We start from the raw sequence: 17475 nt of genomic DNA on the forward strand, positions 1-17475 counted from the left end.
GACGTCTACAAGCTGGCCGAGGAGGTCACGGCGGGTCTGACCGGTATGGAGGTGCCGCTGCGCGTCGCGGTCATGGGCTGTGTCGTCAACGGTCCGGGTGAGGCCCGTGAGGCCGACCTGGGTGTGGCCTCCGGCAACGGCAAGGGGCAGATCTTCGTCAAGGGGCAGGTCATCAAGACCGTCCCGGAGTCGAAGATCGTGGAGACCCTGATCGAGGAGGCCATGAAGATCGCCGAGCAGATGGAGCAGGACGGCGTCGCCTCGGGCGAGCCGGAGATCTCGGTCAGCGGCTGACCCCCGGGCGGCGCCCGCCCGCGCCGCACCCGCCGCCCCACACCGAAGCCCCGCCCCTGAAGGGCGGGGCTTCCTGGTCTTCGGAAGGCGGGATCTTCGGAAAGCGTTTTCATCGAAATGTTGCGACGGTTCACCCGCCGCGGCCGTCCACGGCCTCTTCCCGCTCGCTGGTGACTGCTAACTTGCTGACGAGCAGGCTGAGGAAACGCTATCTCAGCACGGGACGACTCCAGGGGGGATGCGATGACCACAGCGCGGCGCAGCGGAGAGCGCGCCGGACACGGTGGCGAGGGGTCCGTGAGACGGCCCTCCGTGCGGGGGCAGAAACGCGTCACCATCGCCGATGTGGCCCGCGCCTCCGGCGCCTCCGTGGCGACCGTCTCGCGGGTGATCAACCAGGTCGGCACCGTCGCCCCGGACCTCGCCGACCGGGTCCGCGAGGCCATCGCCGACCTGGGCTACCGCCCGAACGCCGCGGCGCAGGGCCTGGCCCGGGGCCGTTCCGGCACGCTCGGGGTGCTCGTCCCGGACCTGGCGAACCAGTACTTCCACGACATCATCAAGGCCCTCTCCGCGGTGGCCAGATCCAACGGGTCCCGCGTCCTGGTCATGGACTCCAACGAGGACCCCGCCGCCGAGCGGGAGCTGGCCGAGGACCTCATCCGGTACGCGGACGGCCTGCTGCTCTGCTCCCCGCGCATGCCGCGCGCCGACCTCATCGCACTGACCGGCCGCGACAACCCGATCCTGGTCACCAACCGGCAGGAGCCCGGCCTCGGTCTGCGGGCGATCACCGTCGACTTCTTCCGTGGCGTCCTCGCCCTCTGCGGCCACCTCGCCCAGCTCGGGCACCGGGACGTCGTCTACGTCGCCGGCCCCGGGGGCGCCTGGGCCCACCACGAGCGGATGCGCGCCCTCGCCGCCGCCGAGGACTTCGGGCTGCGCGTGCGCACGGTCGACGCAGGCTCCACCGCCGACGCCGGATACGCGGCGGCCGACGCCGCCCTCGGCACCGGCGCGAGTGCCGTGATGGCCTACAACGACTTCGTGGCGCTCGGGCTGCTCGCGCGGTTCGCCGAACTCGGCGTACGGGTGCCGGACGATGTGTCCCTGACGGGCTTCGACGAGATCGACATGGCGCGCTTCTCGGCGCCGCCCCTCACCACGGTAGCGATTCCCCGAGGGCGACTCGGGCAGGCCGCCGGTGCGGCGCTGCTGCGGCTGATGGCCGGCGAGGACGACATCGAGGGCGAATCCATCCCGGTCGACCTGCACGTTCGCAGTTCGACCGGCGCACCTTCTTGACAGATCCGATGGCTCGCAGGATTTTGTTCGGGCACCAGGCTGAGAAAGCGTTTCCTCACTGTCGCTGACGCATATCGGGCCGACGCCCGCAGGGAGTTGCTGTGTCCCGCACCGTCCACAGAGCCAGTCTTCGTGTGCCGTCCGTTCAGCGCCTCGTCGCCGCCGGCTTGTTGCTCGCGGTCACGGTGGTCGGATGCAGCGCACCGAGCAGTCAGTCGTCGGGGGACGAGGGGCAGTCCGCCGCCCAGAAGGTGCCGGACAAGCCGAGCAAGCCGGTCTCGCTGGAGATCCTCGACGTCGCCGGGAACCTCCAGTTGACCCAGGGCATGATCGACGAGTTCCGGAAGACGCATCCGGAGATCGTCGGCAAGATCTCGTACTCCAAGGCACCCGCTCCGGAACTCGCCGGCAAGATCAAGGCGCAGCAGCAGGCAGGCCGCGTCCAGATCGACATGGTCCTCACCGGCACCGACGGCCTCGCCGCTGGGCTCGAGCAGGACCTCTGGGCGGACATGGCCGCGCACCAGGACGCCATCGGCAATCCGGACTACCTGCCGCCGGCGGCGGAGATGGCGAAGCTGGCGCAGGGCAAGGGCACGGCCGTCGTGTACTACCCGTCGGGGCCGCTGTTCGAGTACGACCCGGCCAAGGTGCCGAACCCGCCGAAGACCCCGCAGGAACTCCTCGACTGGGCCAAGGCCCACCCCAAGCGCTTCCAGTACGCCGACCCGGCCAACTCGGGGCCCGGCCGCACCTGGCTGATGGGGCTGCCGTACCTCCTCGGCGACAAGGACCCGTCCGACCCCGAGAAGGGGTGGGACAAGACATGGGCGTACCTGAAGGAACTCGACAAGTACGTCGACGTGTACGGCTCGGGCACCTCCGAGACCATGAAGAACCTGGCCACCGGTCAGGTTGACATGATCATGAGCACTACGGGCTGGTACATCAACCCGCGTGCGCTCGGCACCGTGCCGAAGAAGATGAAGGCCGGTCACTTCGACGACATGACCTGGGTGACCGACGCCCAGTACGCCGTGGTCCCCAAGGGCGTCAGCGCCGACAAGATGTCCGCGGTGCTCAACCTGCTCCACTGGATGCTCACCCCCGAGCAGCAGGCGAAGGCCTACGACGACGGCTACTTCTACCCGGGCCCGGCCGTCAAGGACGTGCCGCTGTCGATGGCGCCCGCCAAGTCCCAGCAGGTCGTCAAGGAGTACGGCGTCCCCGAGTTCGACACCTGGATCGACCAGTTCCCGAAGAAGCCGTCGCTGTCCGCGCAGGCGCAGGTCAAGGCGTTCGACCTGTGGAACCGTCAGGTGGCCGGCCAGTGACGGGGGCCCGTATCTCGACCCTGCGCCTGGCCGGGGTCACCCGCAGCTTCGGCGGACACCAGGCCCTGCGGGGACTGGACCTGGAGATCTCGGGTGGCGAGTTCGTGGCGCTGCTCGGCCCTTCCGGCTGCGGAAAGTCCACCGCCCTCAACTGCCTGGCCGGACTGCTGCCGCTGACCGGCGGCGGGATCTTCCTCGACGGGGAGCGCATCGACCAACTCGCCCCCGAGCGACGTGGGTTCGGCATGGTTTTCCAGAACTACGCCCTGTTCCCGCACATGACCGTACGGAACAACGTCGGCTTCGGCCTGAAGATGGCGAAGGTCCCCAAGGCCGAGGCCGCCGAACGGGTCACCAGGGCTCTGGACATGGTCCAGTTGGCCGCTCACGCCCACAAGCGGCCCGGTCAGCTCTCCGGCGGCCAGCAGCAGCGGGTCGCCATCGCCCGCGCCATCGTCCTGGAACCGCGACTGGTGCTGATGGACGAGCCGCTGTCCAACCTCGACGCCGCGCTGCGCCTGGAGATGCGGGCGGAGATCCGCCGCCTGCACCAGCGGCTCGGACTGACCACCGTGTACGTCACGCACGACCAGGAGGAGGCCCTCTCCCTCGCAGACCGGCTCGTCGTGCTGCGCGACGGCCGCACCCAGCAGATCGGCACCCCGGAGGAGGTCTACAGCCGCCCGGCCAACCGCTATGTCGCCTCCTTCATGGGCTACCGCACCCTGCTGGACGCCACCGTCACCGGGACCCGCGGCCCCCATGTGGTCGTCGACATCGCGGGCAGCCCGCTCGTCGGGCTCGACCGTGACGGCGTGGCGGCCGGCGGCCGGGTCACGGCGGCCATCCGCCCCGAGGACCTGGACGCGGTGACCGGGGACGACCCCCCGGATGGCACCTCCGGCACCTCCGGCACCTCCGGCACCTCCGGCACCTCCGGCACTCCGGGACTGCCCGCGACGGTCGAGGTCGTCGAGTACCACGGACGCGAACTCGCCGTGCAGGCACGGCTGACGGACGGGCGCCGCGTCCACTTCCGCACCCGGAAACGGCTCGCGCCCGACGAGTCGGTACGGCTCGTCGCACCTGCCGACCGGGTCCTGGTCTTCGCCACCGACGACGGCGACGGACAGCCGAACGACCTTGGCAAGAGGCCGTCTCGCGGCCCCGGCGCCGGGGACGGACCGGCCCCCGAGCAGTCCGCCCCCGAGGCCGGGGAGCCGGGCTCCCGCGACCCGCGGAACCCGGCGGACGCACCGGCGGACGAGGGCGCGAAGGAGCCTTCCGAGAAGTCGCGGGAGGCGCGCGACATTCCGAAACAGGTGGCCACATGAGCGCCACCGACACCCGCGCGGTCCCGCCGCCCGCGCCGCCGGAACCCCCGGCCGCGCGGCCCGCGCTGCGCCACCGCCTGGCCGAGCGCGGGGTCGACCGGCTCCTGCTCCTCGCGGTCCCGGGCGTGCTCTTCCTCGCCGTGCTGTTCTGCTACCCCTTCTTCTACGGTCTTGGACTGTCGTTCCAACCCGCCCAGGGCGGGGGGCTGTTCGCCAACTACCGGCTCTTCTTCAGCGATCCGTACCTGCGGGAGACCCTGTGGATCACCCTGGGCCTGGCCGTGCCCGCCGCGCTGATCAACTGCCTTGCCGCCGTGCCGGTCGCGTTCCGCACCCGCGGAGCGTTCCGCGGCCGGCGGCTGATCACCACGCTGCTGGTCATGCCGATCACCCTCGGGACGGTCCTCACCGCCCAGGGCCTGCTCGGCTACCTCGGCCCCAACGGCTGGTTCAACAAGACCCTGCTGGGACTCGGCCTCATCGACGAGCCGCTCGCCCTCGTGCACAACTACTGGGGTGTGCTGGCCTCGCTGATTATCACCGGCTTCCCCTTCTCCTACCTGCTGACGCTGTCGTACCTGACGGGTATCGACCCCAGCCTGGAGCAGGCCGCCGCGACGCTCGGCGCGGACTGGCGCAAGCGGCTGCGGTACGTGCTCCTGCCGCTGCTCGCACCGGGCCTTGCCATCACCTTCTGCCTGTCGTTCGTCCTGGCGTTCGCGGTGTTCCCGTCCGCCCAACTGGTCGGTGACCCGCGCAAGACCACGCACGTCATCTCGATCGAGGCGTACCAGGCGGCGTTCCAGAAATTCGACTACTCCCTCGGTTCCGCCATCGCCATGATCATGGCCGCGGTGATGCTCGCGGTCGTCGTCCTCGTGCTCGCCTGGCGGTCGCTGCTGTACCGAGGAGCGACGGGAGGCAAGGGCTGATGGCCGACCTCGTCCAGACCTCCGCGGCGCAGTCCGGTACGGACCCGGCCGCCCCCTCCCGGTGGCGCCGGATCCGCCCGGGCACCTGGATCGCCGCCCTCGTCTTCGGGTTCTTCTTCCTCCAACTCGCCGGAGTCATCGGCGTACCGCTCGTCGACTCCCTGGGCACCCGCTGGTTCACCAGCTGGCTGCCGCAGGGCTGGACGACGAAGTGGTACGGCTCCGCCTGGCGGGAGTTCCAGCTAGGCCAGGTCTTCTGGACAACCGCGCTGGTGTCCGTGCTCGTCGTCGCCTTGTCCGTGGTGATCGGGGTGCCGGCCGCCTACGCGCTGGCCCGGAGGGACTTCCCCGGCAAGAAGGCCGTGCTGCTGCTGTTCGTGCTGCCGATCCTGGTGCCGCCCCTCACCTACGGCATCCCGCTGGCCACCGTCCTGTACAAGTTCCAGCTCGCCGGGACCCTGACCGGGGTGGTGCTGGCGAACCTGGTGCCGTCGGTGCCGTTCGTCGTCCTGACGATGACCCCGTTCATCGAGCAGATCGACCCCAGGATCGAGGCGGCCGCCCGGATGTGCGGGGCCCGAACCGGCTCCGTCCTGCTGCGCGTCCTCGCGCCGCTGCTCGTGCCCGGCATCCTCGCCGCCTCCGTACTGGTCCTGGTCCGCACGGTCGGCATGTTCGAACTCACCTTCCTCACCGCGGGACCGGACAGCCAGACCCTCGTCGTGGCGCTCTACTACGCCGTCTTCTCGGCCGGTATTCGCACCCAGCAGTCCATCGACGCGATGGCCGTGATGTACACGCTGTCGATGCTCGTGCTGCTGGTGATCGCCCTCCGCTTCGTCAACCCCACCCAGTTGGTGACCCGCGTCAAGGAGGACCGGTCCGCGTAGGAGACGGCCGTTCCGACGGGCAGGGGGCGGCCGTTCCCGCGGGTACGGGACGGCCGTTCTCACTGGCAGGGGCGGTGCCGGGCGGCATTCACCGCCGGGCGGCGTCCCCCGTCGCTGCCAGGTACAGTGCGGGAACCAGTAGATCCTCATGGTGAGGCCCCGCCGACGTGTTGACCCAGACGACCACCGCGGTCCTCGGACCGAGCGACCTCGACGCCGCGCTCGCGGTCCTCGGCCGCGAGCCGGTTGTGAACGCCTTCGTGACGTCCCGCGTTCAGGTCGCCGGACTGGACCCGTGGCGGCTCGGCGGAGAGATGTGGGGCTGGTACGAGGACGGCATACTCACGTCCCTGTGCTACGCGGGGGCCAACCTCGTCCCGATCTGCGCGACTCCCAGGGCCGTCCGGGCCTTCGCGGACCGTGCGCGCCGGGCCGGCCGCCGCTGCTCCTCCATCGTGGGACCGGCCGAACCCACCGCCCAGCTGTGGCGGCTCCTGGAACCCGGCTGGGGCCCGGCCCGCGAGATCCGCGCCCACCAGCCGCTCATGGTCACCGACCGCATGCCGGCCGGCATCGCTCCCGATCCCTACGTCCGCCGCATCCGCAAGGACGAGATGGACACGATCATGCCGGCCTGCGTGGCGATGTTCACCGAGGAGGTCGGCGTCTCCCCGCTCGCCGGGGACGGCGGCCTGCTCTACCAGGCCCGGGTCGCCGAACTCGTCGGCTCCGGCCGCTCCTTCGCCCGCCTCGACGAGCACGGCAAGGTGATGTTCAAGGCCGAGATCGGCGCCGCGACCCCCGCGGCCTGCCAGATCCAGGGCGTGTGGGTGGCCCCCGAGTACCGCGGCCGCGGTCTGGCGGTCCCCGGCATGGCGGCGGTCCTGCGGTACGCGCTGGCCGACGTGGCCCCGGTGGTCAGTCTGTACGTGAACGACTTCAACACCGCGGCCAGGCGCACTTACCTGAAGGCGGGCTTCCAGGAGGTCGGCGCGTTCATGAGCGTTCTCTTCTGACCTGCGCCTCACTGCGCTGTTCAGCGCCCCGTGCACGCCCTGTAGTCTCCCGGCATGGCGCACTTCCCCGGTCACGGACACCGCCGCAGCGACGACGTCGTGATCGGCCCCCTGGACCTGTCGGCCCGCGTCGACGAAGCGCTCGCCGTGCAGGCCGTCGCCTTCGGTCTCGGCGCCGACGAGGTGGCTGTACGCCGGCAGATCGTGCTGCGCCACATGACCTGCCGGGGGGCCCGCGCGCTCGGCGCCACCACGGCCGACGGCCGGCTCGCCGGATTCGTCTACGGCATGCCCAACGACCGCACCCACTGGTGGTCCACCGTCGTCGAGCCCTACCTGCGCGCCCGCGGCCACGACGACTGGCTCGACGACTCCTTCGTGATCACCGAACTGCACGTCCACCCGAGCCACCAGAACCGCGGCATCGGACGGGCCCTGATCACCACCATCACCGACAGCGCGAGCGAGCCCCGCTCGATCCTCTCCGCGATCGACACCGACAGCCCGGCCCGCGGCCTCTACCACTCCCTGGGCTACGAGGACCTCGCCCGCCAGGTGCACTTCCCCAGCGCGCCGAAACCGTACGCCGTGATGGGCGCCCCGCTGCCGCTGCGCCGCCGCCTGGGCCCGGCGCCTGGTCGGCTTTAACCGATTTCCACCGGCGCGGCAAGCCCGGCTAACCTCCTAGCCATCAGCTTCCCCCACTCTCGGCCTCGTCCGAGCGGGGGCCACCATCGGCAGGAGTACGAGAACCATGGCCAACGCACCGGTCCAGCGCATGTCCCAGTTGTTGGCGAAGACGCTGCGCGACGACCCGGCGGACGCCGAGGTCCTGAGCCACAAGCTGCTGGTTCGCGCGGGCTACGTACGGCGCACCGCCGCCGGGATCTGGACCTGGCTGCCGCTGGGCAAGAAGGTCCTCGCCAACGTGGAGCGGATCGTCCGCGAGGAGATGGACGCCATCGGCGCCCAGGAGGTGCTGCTGCCCGCGCTGCTGCCCCGTGAGCCGTACGAGGCGACCGGCCGCTGGGACGAGTACGGCGCCGAGCTGTTCCGTCTGAAGGACCGCAAGGGCGGCGACTACCTGCTCGGGCCGACCCACGAGGAGATCTTCACCCTGCTGGTGAAGGACCAGGCGACCTCCTACAAGGACCTGCCGGTCATCCTCTACCAGATCCAGACCAAGTTCCGGGACGAGGCCCGGCCCCGCGCGGGCATCCTGCGCGGGCGCGAGTTCCTGATGAAGGACTCCTACTCCTTCGACCTCGCCGACGAGGGCCTCGCCGAGTCCTACGCCCTGCACCGCCAGGCCTACCAGCGGATCTTCGACCGCCTGGGCCTGGACTACCGGATCTGCGCCGCGACCGCGGGTGCGATGGGCGGTTCCAAGTCCGAGGAGTTCCTCGCCCCGGCCGCCGCCGGCGAGGACACCTTCGCCGACTGCCCGAACTGCGACTTCGCCGCCAACACCGAGGCGATCGCGTACGAGCTGGTGCCGGTGGACGGCTCCGCCGTGCCCGCGGCCGAGGAGATCCCCACCCCGGACACTCCGACCATCGAGACCCTCGCCGCCTCCCTCGGCGTGCCGGCCTCCGCCACGCTGAAGAACCTGCTCGTCAAGGTCGACGGGGAGATCGTCGCCGTCGGTGTCCCCGGCGACCGCGAGGTGGACCTGGACAAGGTCGAGGCGCACTTCGCCCCGGCCGCCGTCGAGCTGGTCACCGCCGAGGACTTCGTGGGCCGCCCGGACCTGGTCCGCGGCTACGTCGGTCCGCAGGGCCTGGACAAGGTGAAGTACATCGCCGACCCGCGCGTGGCGCCCGGCACGGCCTGGATCACCGGCGCCAACAAGGAGCACACGCACGCGAAGAACGTGGTCGCCGGGCGCGACTTCGAGGTCGACGAGTACGTCGACGTGGTGGTCGTGCAGGACGGCGACCCCTGCCCGAAGTGCGGCACCGGCCTCAAGCTGGACCGGGCCATCGAGATCGGCCACATCTTCCAGCTCGGCCGCAAGTACGCCGACGCCCTCAAGCTCGACGTCCTCGGCCAGAACGGCAAGCCGGTCCGCGTCACCATGGGCTCCTACGGCATCGGCGTCTCCCGCGCGGTCGCGGCCCTCGCCGAGCAGCACGCCGACGACAAGGGCCTGATCTGGTCCAAGGAGGTCGCCCCGGCCGACGTGCACGTGGTCGCCGCCGGCAAGGCCCTGCAGACCGAGGTGGCCCTGGAGGTCTCCCAGAAGCTCGCCGCGGCAGGCGTCCGCGTCCTCGTCGACGACCGGGCCGGTGTCTCCCCGGGCGTGAAGTTCACCGACTCCGAACTCATCGGCGTCCCGCAGATCCTGGTCGTCGGCCGGCGCGCGCCCGAGGGTGTCGTCGAGCTGAAGGACCGCCGCACCGGCGAGCGCGAGGAACTCCCGATCGAGGAAGCGATCACCCGCCTCACGGCGTAGTCCCGCCCGGCGGAACGGGTCACGGGATCAAGCGGGGTCGGGCACGTCCAGCCACAAGGCGAACGAGGACGCGCCGGACCCCGCACCCGCATCAAGATCCGCCGACCGTCCGCGGCCCCCGCGCCACCGCTCTCCCAAGGCCGTCGCCCGGTGGGCGGGGGAGCGGCCGTTGTCACGGCGGTGCTGCCTGGGAGGTTTCGGCAGAGGCGGCCGCCTCCGCGTTCGCGTGTCGGCTGCGGGCCCCCTCGTTCCAAGCGGTCGGGTGGGTCAGAGCCAGGTGGCGAATTCCAGGAGGAGTTCCGCGTCCTTCGGGCGGCCCACGCGGCGGGCGCGTACGCCGGACTCCACGGCTCGGAAGAGCGTCCAGCCGCGCAGGCGGTCGCGGTCGACCTCCAGGGACTCCGCCAGCCGCTTGATCCGGCGCCGGGTGGTGGCGGCGCCGGACGGCGCGGCGATCAGGTCCTCCACCCGGTCGCGGACCAGCCGCGCCAGGTCGAAGGAGGTCTCGCCGACCACCGGGTCCGGGCCCACGGCCAGCCACGGCATCCGGTCCCCGGCGAGCACCTTGCTCTGCCGGAACGTGCCGTGCAGCAGCCGCCGCTCGGGCGGCGCGGCCAGCAGTTCCGCGCGGGCCGTGAGCGCCGCCTCGACCAGTGGCGCCACCTCCGCGTCGGCCTCCGCGCTCGCCCGCATCGCCCCGGCCTGCCGGCCGGTCCGCTCCTCGACCGTCTCGAAGGTGTGCCCGGCGGGCGGTTCGACCCACAGCCGCCGCAGCGTGCCCGCCGCCTCCAGCAGCGCCCGCGCCTCCGGCAGCGACCGCACCGACACGTCCGGGTGCAGCCGCTCCAGCAGGAGCACACCCTCGACCGGGACCGTCCCGACCGGCCCGTCCTCCAGCAGTTGCACGGCGCCCCGCCCGCCCCAGTGAGCGAGCGCGGCCCGCTCGCTCTCCGGACGGGCCCGGGCAGGGGCCAGTTTGAGCACGGCCGGCGTCCCGTCCGCCGTCCGCACCAGCACGACGAGGCTGCTGCGTCCGCCGGGCATCTGCACCCGCTCGACGGTCAGCTCGCGCAGCGCCACCGCCTGCCGCGCCAGTCCGGGCAGCGTCTCCAGCCAGTCGTCCCCGTCCGGTGCGGTCTCACCCAGCGCCCGCACCAGACGCCGCGGCGGTTCGAAAGCCATGCGCGAGTCGTTCCTTCCTGGACTTCCTGGTCTTTTTGGACGCGGTCTCCGCTGTCGCCGTGCGCCGTGGGCGCCACGTGTGCCGTCCCGTTCCTCCCGTCCGTGCCCGTCCGCGGGATTCGTACGCCCTATGGCGTCGGTGCCTTCGAAGCCGTGGGCGTGCCCGCCGCACCGGCCCGTTCGGCGAGACCAGGGAAGGCTACGCTCCCCCCGCGCCAGCGCACCGCCCGGACCGCCGCCTCGCGCAGCGCCCCGGCGGCCGCCCGCCGCCGCGCGCCCGCGGCCGCCCGGACCAGGTCGGAGTACACCCCGGCCACGCGTTCCTCCAGCTCGGCGGCGAACCGTACCGCCGCCGCGGAGTCCGGCACCGGGAACGGCAGCGCATAGGCGGCCGCCGCGGCCACCGGCTGCCCGCCCAGGTCCCGCACCTCGCGTACCAGGGCGTCCCGCCGCGCCCGATGGGCGTCGTACGCCGACCGCGCCTCGGCCCGCCGGCTCTCGCCGATCCTGCCGCCGACGACGCCGTACCCGTACACGGCCGCGTGCTCGGCGGCGAGCGAGGCCTGGAGTGCCTCCAGCCGCCGCCGGTCCGTCACCTGGCTCACTTGCCACCTTCCGTCAGGAGAAACGCGTGCGCGGCACCGGCCGCCGCCACCGAGGCCAGCAGACGGGCCAGTTCACCGGGCACCTGGACCAGGTCCGCCGTGCGCCGGTCGGACAGGGAACGCTCGGCGGCGGCGAGCCCGGCCAGGGCGGACTTCGCGGTCTCCCGGGCGGCGGGGGAGCCCGAGGCCTCGGCTCCCGCAGGCGCCCTGGAGTCCTCGGGCGAACCGGAGCCCTCGGGCGTGGCCGAGACCGCCGGCGGCGCGGTCGAGGCCATCGGAGGCGTGGTCGACGCCGTCGCGCCGGGCGAGGCCTTCGCGGTGCCGCCGAACGCCTCCACGTGCGCCGCGACGTGCGCGCGCAGCGGCCGCAGCCGCTCCGCCAGCGCCGGATACGCGGCCATCACAGCGTCGTACCGCCGCGCCAGCTCCTCGCTGTCGCGTGCCGCACGCGCACGCATCCGCTCGGCGGCCGACGGTGCCTGGCCCGTGCCGCCGGAGTCGTCGGAACCGGTGGAGCAGCCCACGAGCAGGGCGGCCCCCGCGGCCGAGGCGAGCAGGCTCCTTCTGCGCGGGCCCGCCAGGGCGCGCGAAGGTGTGGGGAACGGCACGGCAGACGTCCTCGGGTGCGTGAAGAAAGTGGGAGGGGCGGCTCGCCCGTGATCACGGTACCCGTGCCCCGCGCACGCATCACTCAGCGGCACCGCTGCCGCCCAGGTGGACGGCAACACCCCTGCGGACCGGATACCCTTTGACCAGACACGCGACCAACCCACAACAGCACACGCGGCCGAGGAGTCACCCGGATGAGCACCACCCAGAGCGAGAGGCTGCGGGAACTGCTGGAACCGCTCGTCACCTCCCAGGGCCTGGATCTCGAAGAGATCGCCGTGGACTCCGTAGGACGCAAGCGTGTGCTGCGCGTCGTCGTCGATTCCGACACCGGGGCCGATCTGGACCGGATCGCCGATGTGAGCCGTGCGCTCTCGGCGAGGCTCGACGAGACGGACGCGATGGGCGAGGGCGAGTACACCCTCGAGGTCGGTACCCCGGGCGCGGAGCGCCTCCTCAGGGAACATCGGCACTACGTGCGCGCCACGGGCCGGCTGGCCAAGTTCCAGCTGGCCGACGACGGCGAGCTGGTGGCCAGGATCCTCGGGGTCGATGACGAAGGCCTCGACCTCGAAGTGCCCGGGGTGAAGGGGCGCAAGCCCACGACCCGCAGACTCGGCTTCCCGGACATCGTCAGGGCGCGGGTGCAGGTCGAGTTCAGCCGCAAGGACCAGAAGGAAGAGGAGGCGTAGCCGTGGACATCGACATGAGTGCCCTGCGGGGCTTGGTACGAGAGAAGGAGATCTCCTTCGACCTGTTGGTCGAGGCGATCGAGTCGGCCCTCCTCATCGCCTACCACCGCACCGAGGGAAGCCGCCGCCACGCGCGCGTGAAGCTCGACCGGCAGACCGGGCATGTGACCGTGTGGGCGAAGGAGGACCCCCAGGACCTCGAGGAGGGCCAGGAGCCCCGCGAGTTCGACGACACCCCGTCCGGCTTCGGCCGTATCGCCGCCACGACCGCCAAGCAGGTCATCCTGCAGCGGCTGCGCGACGCCGAGGACGACGCGACGCTCGGCGAGTACGCCGGCCGCGAGGGCGACATCGTCACCGGGGTCGTCCAGCAGGGCCGCGACCCGAAGAACGTGCTCGTCGACATCGGCAAGCTGGAGGCCATCCTGCCGGTGCAGGAGCAGGTCCCCGGGGAGACCTACCCGCACGGCATGCGGCTGCGGTCGTACGTCGTCCGGGTCGCCAAGGGCGTCCGCGGCCCCTCGGTGACCCTGTCCCGTACGCACCCGAACCTGGTGAAGAAGCTCTTCGCCCTGGAGGTCCCGGAGATCGCCGACGGCTCCGTGGAGATCGCCGCGATCGCCCGTGAGGCCGGTCACCGCACCAAGATCGCCGTACGGTCCACCCGATCGGGCCTGAACGCCAAGGGCGCCTGCATCGGCCCCATGGGCGGCCGGGTGCGCAATGTGATGGGCGAGCTGAACGGCGAGAAGATCGACATCGTCGACTGGTCGGACGACCCGGCCGAGATGGTGGCGAACGCGCTGTCGCCGGCCCGCGTCTCCAAGGTGGAGGTCGTGGACCTGGCCGCCCGGTCGGCCCGCGTCACCGTGCCCGACTACCAGCTGTCGCTGGCGATCGGCAAGGAAGGCCAGAACGCCCGGCTGGCGGCCCGGCTCACGGGCTGGCGGATCGACATCCGCCCGGACACCGAGCAGGCCCCCGAGTAACCCCTCCGAGCAGGTGCACGAGCCGGCGCGGCAGGACCGCGGGGGAGTTCACCCGTCCGGGGGGAATAGATCCGGGCCGCAGGCCGCTCGGAATACGACAACAGCCGTTCGATCTTTGCCCCGCAGGGGTGAGGTCGGTGCGGGGAGGTAGACTTAGTTGTGTCTGGCCGGACGCGTGCCCGCGCATGCCCTGAGCGTACCTGTGTGGGATGCCGGGAGCGAGCGGCCAAGATCGAACTACTGCGGACCGTGGCGGTCGAGGACGAGTGCGTCCCCGATCCTCGCGGTACGCTGCCCGGCCGGGGTGCGTATGTACACCCCGCCCCGGTCTGTCTCGACCAGGCGGTGCGCCGCCGGGCGTTTCCCCGGGCGCTCCGCGTCCCGGGACCGCTCGACGTAATGGCGTTGCGCCGGTACGTCGAGCAGGCACAAGGTTGCTGAGGCAACACGGCAAGGAAAACGTGCCGTACGGAAGTCCCCGTGCGGCCTGGTACCTCGCGAGTCGAAAGCAGGTCGAGATTGCGATGAGCACTCGATGAGTACGCGATGAGTACGCGCATGAACTAGCGACGGTCCGGCCGCAACCCGGACCTCAAAGGAGCGAAGTGGCTAAGGTCCGGGTATACGAACTCGCCAAGGAGTTCGGTGTGGAGAGCAAGGTCGTCATGGCCAAGCTCCAGGAACTCGGTGAATTCGTCCGATCGGCGTCCTCGACGATCGAGGCGCCCGTAGTACGCAAACTGACTGACGCCTTCCAGCAGGGCAACGGCAGCGGCAGGTCCGCCGCGAAGCCGGGTGCCCCGAAGAAGGCCGCCCCCAGGCCCGCCGCGCCTTCTCCGGCGCAGGCCGGGGGTCCCTCTGGCGCCGTCAAGGCGGCGGGGGAGCGTCCGGCTGCGCCCAAGCCGCCGGCCGCGCCCAAGCCCGCCCCGGCGCAGCAGCCCGCGGCAGCGCAGCAGCCCGCGGCAGCGGCTCCGTCGGCGTCCGCGCCGACCCCCGGTCCGCGTCCGGTGCCGGGTCCCAAGCCCGCGCCGCGTCCGGCTCCGGCCGCGCCCACCACGCCGGAGTTCACCGCTCCGCCGTCGGCCCCGTCGCCGGCCGCGCCGAAGTCCGGCGCCCGTCCCGGCGCCCCCAAGCCCGGTGGCCGTCCCGGCCAGGGCCAGGGCCAGGGTTCGCGTCCCGGCCAGGGTGCCGCGCGCCCCGGTGGCCAGGGTCCCCGTCCGGGCGCCCGTCCGGCCGGTCCGCGTCCGGGCAACAACCCCTTCACCTCCGGTGGCTCCACCGGCATGGCGCGCCCGCAGGCGCCGCGTCCGCAGGGCCAGCGGCCCGGCGGCCCCGGTGCTCCCGGCGCCGGTCCGCGTCCGCAGGGCCCCGGCGGTCAGGGCGGCGGTCCGCGTCCGCAGGCTCCGGGCGGTCCGCGTCCGACCCCGGGCTCGATGCCCCGTCCGCAGGGCGGTCCGCGTCCCGGCGGTCCGCGCCCGAACCCCGGCATGATGCCGCAGCGTCCCGCTGCCGGCCCGCGTCCCGGCCCCGGCGGCGGCGGCGGTCGCGGTCCGGGTGGTGCGGGTCGTCCCGGTGGTGGCGGCGGTGCCGGTCGTCCCGGTGGCGGCGGCGGTTTCGCCGGTCGTCCCGGTGGTGGCGGCGGTGCCGGTCGTCCCGGTGGCGGCGGCGGTTTCGCCGGTCGTCCCGGTGGTGGCGGCTTCGGTGGTGGCGGCGGTGGCCGTCCCGGCTTCGGCGGCCGTCCCGGTGGTCCCGGTGGCCGTGGTGGCACGCAGGGCGCCTTCGGCCGTCCCGGCGGTCCCGCGCGCCGTGGGCGCAAGTCGAAGCGGCAGAGGCGCCAGGAGTACGAGGCCATGCAGGCCCCGTCGGTCGGCGGCGTGATGCTGCCTCGCGGCAACGGCGAGACCATTCGCCTGTCGCGCGGTGCGTCGCTCACCGACTTCGCGGAGAAGATCAACGCCAACCCGGCGTCCCTCGTCGCGGTCATGATGAACCTGGGCGAGATGGTCACGGCCACGCAGTCCGTGTCCGACGAGACGCTCCAGCTCCTCGCCGGCGAGATGAACTACCAGGTTCAGATCGTCAGCCCCGAGGAGGAGGACCGCGAGCTGCTCGAGTCCTTCGACCTCGAGTTCGGCGAGGACGAGGGCGGCGAGGAGGACCTGGTCGTCCGCCCGCCGGTCGTCACCGTCATGGGTCACGTCGACCACGGCAAGACCCGCCTGCTCGACGCCATCCGCAAGACGAACGTCATCGCGGGCGAGGCCGGTGGCATCACCCAGCACATCGGTGCCTACCAGGTTGCGACCGAGGTCAACGGCGAGGACCGGGCGATCACCTTCATCGACACCCCGGGTCACGAGGCGTTCACCGCCATGCGTGCCCGCGGTGCCCGGTCGACGGACATCGCCATCCTGGTGGTCGCGGCCAACGACGGCGTCATGCCGCAGACGGTCGAGGCGCTCAACCACGCCAAGGCGGCCGACGTGCCGATCGTGGTCGCGGTCAACAAGATCGACGTCGAGGGTGCCGACCCGACCAAGGTGCGCGGTCAGCTGACCGAGTACGGCCTGGTGGCCGAGGAGTACGGCGGCGACACGATGTTCGTCGACATCTCCGCCAAGCAGGGTCTGCACATCGATTCGCTGCTGGAAGCGGTCGTCCTGACCGCCGACGCCTCGCTCGACCTGCGGGCCAACCCGGAGCAGGACGCGCAGGGCATCGCGATCGAGTCCCGTCTCGACCGCGGCCGTGGTGCCGTGGCGACCGTGCTCGTCCAGCGAGGCACGCTGCGGGTCGGCGACACCATGGTGGTCGGCGACGCGTACGGCCGCGTCCGGGCGATGCTCGACGACAACGGCAACAACGTGGCCGAGGCCGGCCCGTCGACGCCGGTGCAGGTCCTGGGTCTGACCAACGTCCCGGGTGCGGGCGACAACTTCATCGTGGTGGACGAGGACCGTACGGCCCGTCAGATCGCGGAGAAGCGCGCCGCCCGTGAGCGCAACGCCGCGTTCGCCAAGCGCGTCCGCCGCGTCTCGCTCGAGGACCTGGACAAGGTGCTCAAGGCCGGCGAGGTCCAGCAGCTCAACCTCATCATCAAGGGCGACGCGTCCGGTGCGGTCGAGGCTCTCGAGTCCTCGCTGCTCCAGCTCGACGTCGGCGAAGAGGTCGACATCCGCGTCCTGCACCGCGGTGTGGGTGCGGTCACGGAGTCGGACATCGACCTGGCCATGGGCTCCGACGCCATCGTGATCGGCTACAACGTGCGCGCCGCCGGGCGTGCCGCGCAGATGGCCGAGCGCGAGGGCGTGGACGTCCGGTACTACTCGGTCATCTACCAGGCGATCGAGGAGATCGAGGCGGCCCTCAAGGGCATGCTCAAGCCGGAGTACGAGGAGGTCGAGCTCGGCACGGCGGAGATCCGCGAGGTCTTCCGTTCGTCCAAGCTGGGCAACATCGCGGGTGTGCTCATCCGCTCCGGCGAGGTCAAGCGCAACAGCAAGGCGCGCCTCCTCCGCGACGGCAAGGTCATTGCGGAGAACCTCAACATCGAGGGTCTGCGTCGCTTCAAGGACGACGTCACCGAGATCCGCGAAGGCTACGAGGGTGGTATCAACCTCGGAAACTTCAACGACATCAAGGTCGACGACGTCATCGCGACGTACGAGCTCCGCGAGAAGCCGCGGGCGTAACGCCGCAGACACCCGTGCCGGCCGGCGGGACCACTCCCGTCGGCCGGCACGGCCGTGTCCGGGGCCGCGGGGCCCAGGGCCCCGCGAGCCGTGCGGGGCGCGAAGCCGCGCCCCCCGGAAGCGGGAAACCCCGTCCCACCTGGGTC

General features: G+C 71.9%; 16 protein-coding genes. 13 read left to right on the forward strand and 3 right to left on the reverse strand.

All coding sequences use genetic code 11. The features are described 5' to 3' along the window. The 9 genes from ACIQFZ_RS35970 to ACIQFZ_RS36010 all read left to right on the forward strand — a co-directional run. On the forward strand, window positions 1–294 hold a 294-nt coding region (locus ACIQFZ_RS35970), incomplete at its 5' end, for a flavodoxin-dependent (E)-4-hydroxy-3-methylbut-2-enyl-diphosphate synthase (protein WP_402693202.1). A gap of 297 nt (window positions 295–591) precedes the next feature. After that, window positions 592–1599, forward strand: coding sequence for a LacI family DNA-binding transcriptional regulator (locus tag ACIQFZ_RS35975; RefSeq protein ID WP_402693203.1), 1008 nt, complete (start codon window positions 592–594; stop codon window positions 1597–1599). A gap of 134 nt (window positions 1600–1733) precedes the next feature. Further along, window positions 1734–2933 carry an ABC transporter substrate-binding protein gene (locus ACIQFZ_RS35980; protein ID WP_402693204.1) on the forward strand — a complete coding sequence of 400 codons (1200 nt, stop codon included), beginning with the start codon at window positions 1734–1736 and terminating at the stop codon, window positions 2931–2933. After that, on the forward strand, window positions 2930–4267 hold the full coding sequence (locus ACIQFZ_RS35985) for an ATP-binding cassette domain-containing protein (RefSeq protein ID WP_402693205.1): 1338 nt from the start codon (window positions 2930–2932) through the stop codon (window positions 4265–4267). The genes ACIQFZ_RS35980 and ACIQFZ_RS35985 overlap by 4 nt, the downstream gene beginning before the upstream one ends. Further along, window positions 4264–5199, forward strand: a complete 936-nt coding sequence (locus ACIQFZ_RS35990) for an ABC transporter permease (protein ID WP_376653900.1) — start codon at window positions 4264–4266, stop codon at window positions 5197–5199. Before ACIQFZ_RS35985 ends, ACIQFZ_RS35990 begins: the two co-directional genes overlap by 4 nt. Next, window positions 5199–6089, forward strand: a complete 891-nt coding sequence (locus tag ACIQFZ_RS35995; RefSeq protein WP_365427275.1) for an ABC transporter permease — start codon at window positions 5199–5201, stop codon at window positions 6087–6089. Before ACIQFZ_RS35990 ends, ACIQFZ_RS35995 begins: the two co-directional genes overlap by 1 nt. Window positions 6090–6256: 167 nt before the next feature. Further along, complete coding sequence (locus tag ACIQFZ_RS36000; protein ID WP_365427272.1) at window positions 6257–7105, forward strand: GNAT family N-acetyltransferase; 849 nt, start codon at window positions 6257–6259, stop codon at window positions 7103–7105. Between the two features lie 54 nt (window positions 7106–7159). Continuing rightward, window positions 7160–7753, forward strand: coding sequence for a GNAT family N-acetyltransferase (locus ACIQFZ_RS36005; RefSeq protein ID WP_365427269.1), 594 nt, complete (start codon window positions 7160–7162; stop codon window positions 7751–7753). 106 nt (window positions 7754–7859) lie between these two features. Next, window positions 7860–9560, forward strand: coding sequence for a proline--tRNA ligase (locus ACIQFZ_RS36010; RefSeq protein ID WP_361422147.1), 1701 nt, complete (start codon window positions 7860–7862; stop codon window positions 9558–9560). A gap of 267 nt (window positions 9561–9827) precedes the next feature. On the opposite strand, the gene ACIQFZ_RS36015 is transcribed toward ACIQFZ_RS36010, so the two are convergent. The 3 genes from ACIQFZ_RS36015 to ACIQFZ_RS36025 form a co-directional block, all read right to left on the reverse strand. After that, window positions 9828–10742, reverse strand: a complete 915-nt coding sequence (locus ACIQFZ_RS36015; RefSeq protein ID WP_402693206.1) for an aminoglycoside phosphotransferase family protein — start codon at window positions 10740–10742, stop codon at window positions 9828–9830. A 128-nt stretch (window positions 10743–10870) separates the two neighbouring features. Continuing rightward, a complete protein-coding gene (locus ACIQFZ_RS36020; protein WP_365775767.1) occupies window positions 10871–11347 on the reverse strand; it encodes a ferritin-like domain-containing protein in 477 nt (158 codons plus the stop codon). Next, complete coding sequence (locus ACIQFZ_RS36025; protein ID WP_365427259.1) at window positions 11344–11955, reverse strand: hypothetical protein; 612 nt, start codon at window positions 11953–11955, stop codon at window positions 11344–11346. Before ACIQFZ_RS36025 ends, ACIQFZ_RS36020 begins: the two co-directional genes overlap by 4 nt. Window positions 11956–12150: 195 nt before the next feature. Here ACIQFZ_RS36025 and rimP point away from each other — a divergent pair, with 195 nt between their 5' ends. The 4 genes from rimP (at window position 12151) to infB (ending at window position 17329) form a co-directional block, all read left to right on the forward strand. Continuing rightward, a complete protein-coding gene (rimP, locus tag ACIQFZ_RS36030; RefSeq protein ID WP_365427256.1) occupies window positions 12151–12648 on the forward strand; it encodes a ribosome maturation factor RimP in 498 nt (165 codons plus the stop codon). 2 nt (window positions 12649–12650) lie between these two features. After that, window positions 12651–13637, forward strand: coding sequence for a transcription termination factor NusA (nusA, locus tag ACIQFZ_RS36035; RefSeq protein ID WP_361422159.1), 987 nt, complete (start codon window positions 12651–12653; stop codon window positions 13635–13637). 159 nt (window positions 13638–13796) lie between these two features. Then, window positions 13797–14078: a YlxR family RNase P modulator gene (locus tag ACIQFZ_RS36040; protein ID WP_361422162.1), complete on the forward strand. Its 282-nt coding sequence runs from the start codon at window positions 13797–13799 to the stop codon at window positions 14076–14078. Window positions 14079–14242: 164 nt separating this feature from the next. Next, a complete protein-coding gene (gene infB, locus ACIQFZ_RS36045) occupies window positions 14243–17329 on the forward strand; it encodes a translation initiation factor IF-2 (protein WP_402693207.1) in 3087 nt (1028 codons plus the stop codon). The last annotated feature ends 146 nt before the right edge of the window (window positions 17330–17475 follow it).

Source organism: Streptomyces sp. NPDC093064, assembly GCF_044754605.1.
Taxonomy (GTDB): Bacteria; Actinomycetota; Actinomycetes; order Streptomycetales; family Streptomycetaceae; genus Streptomyces.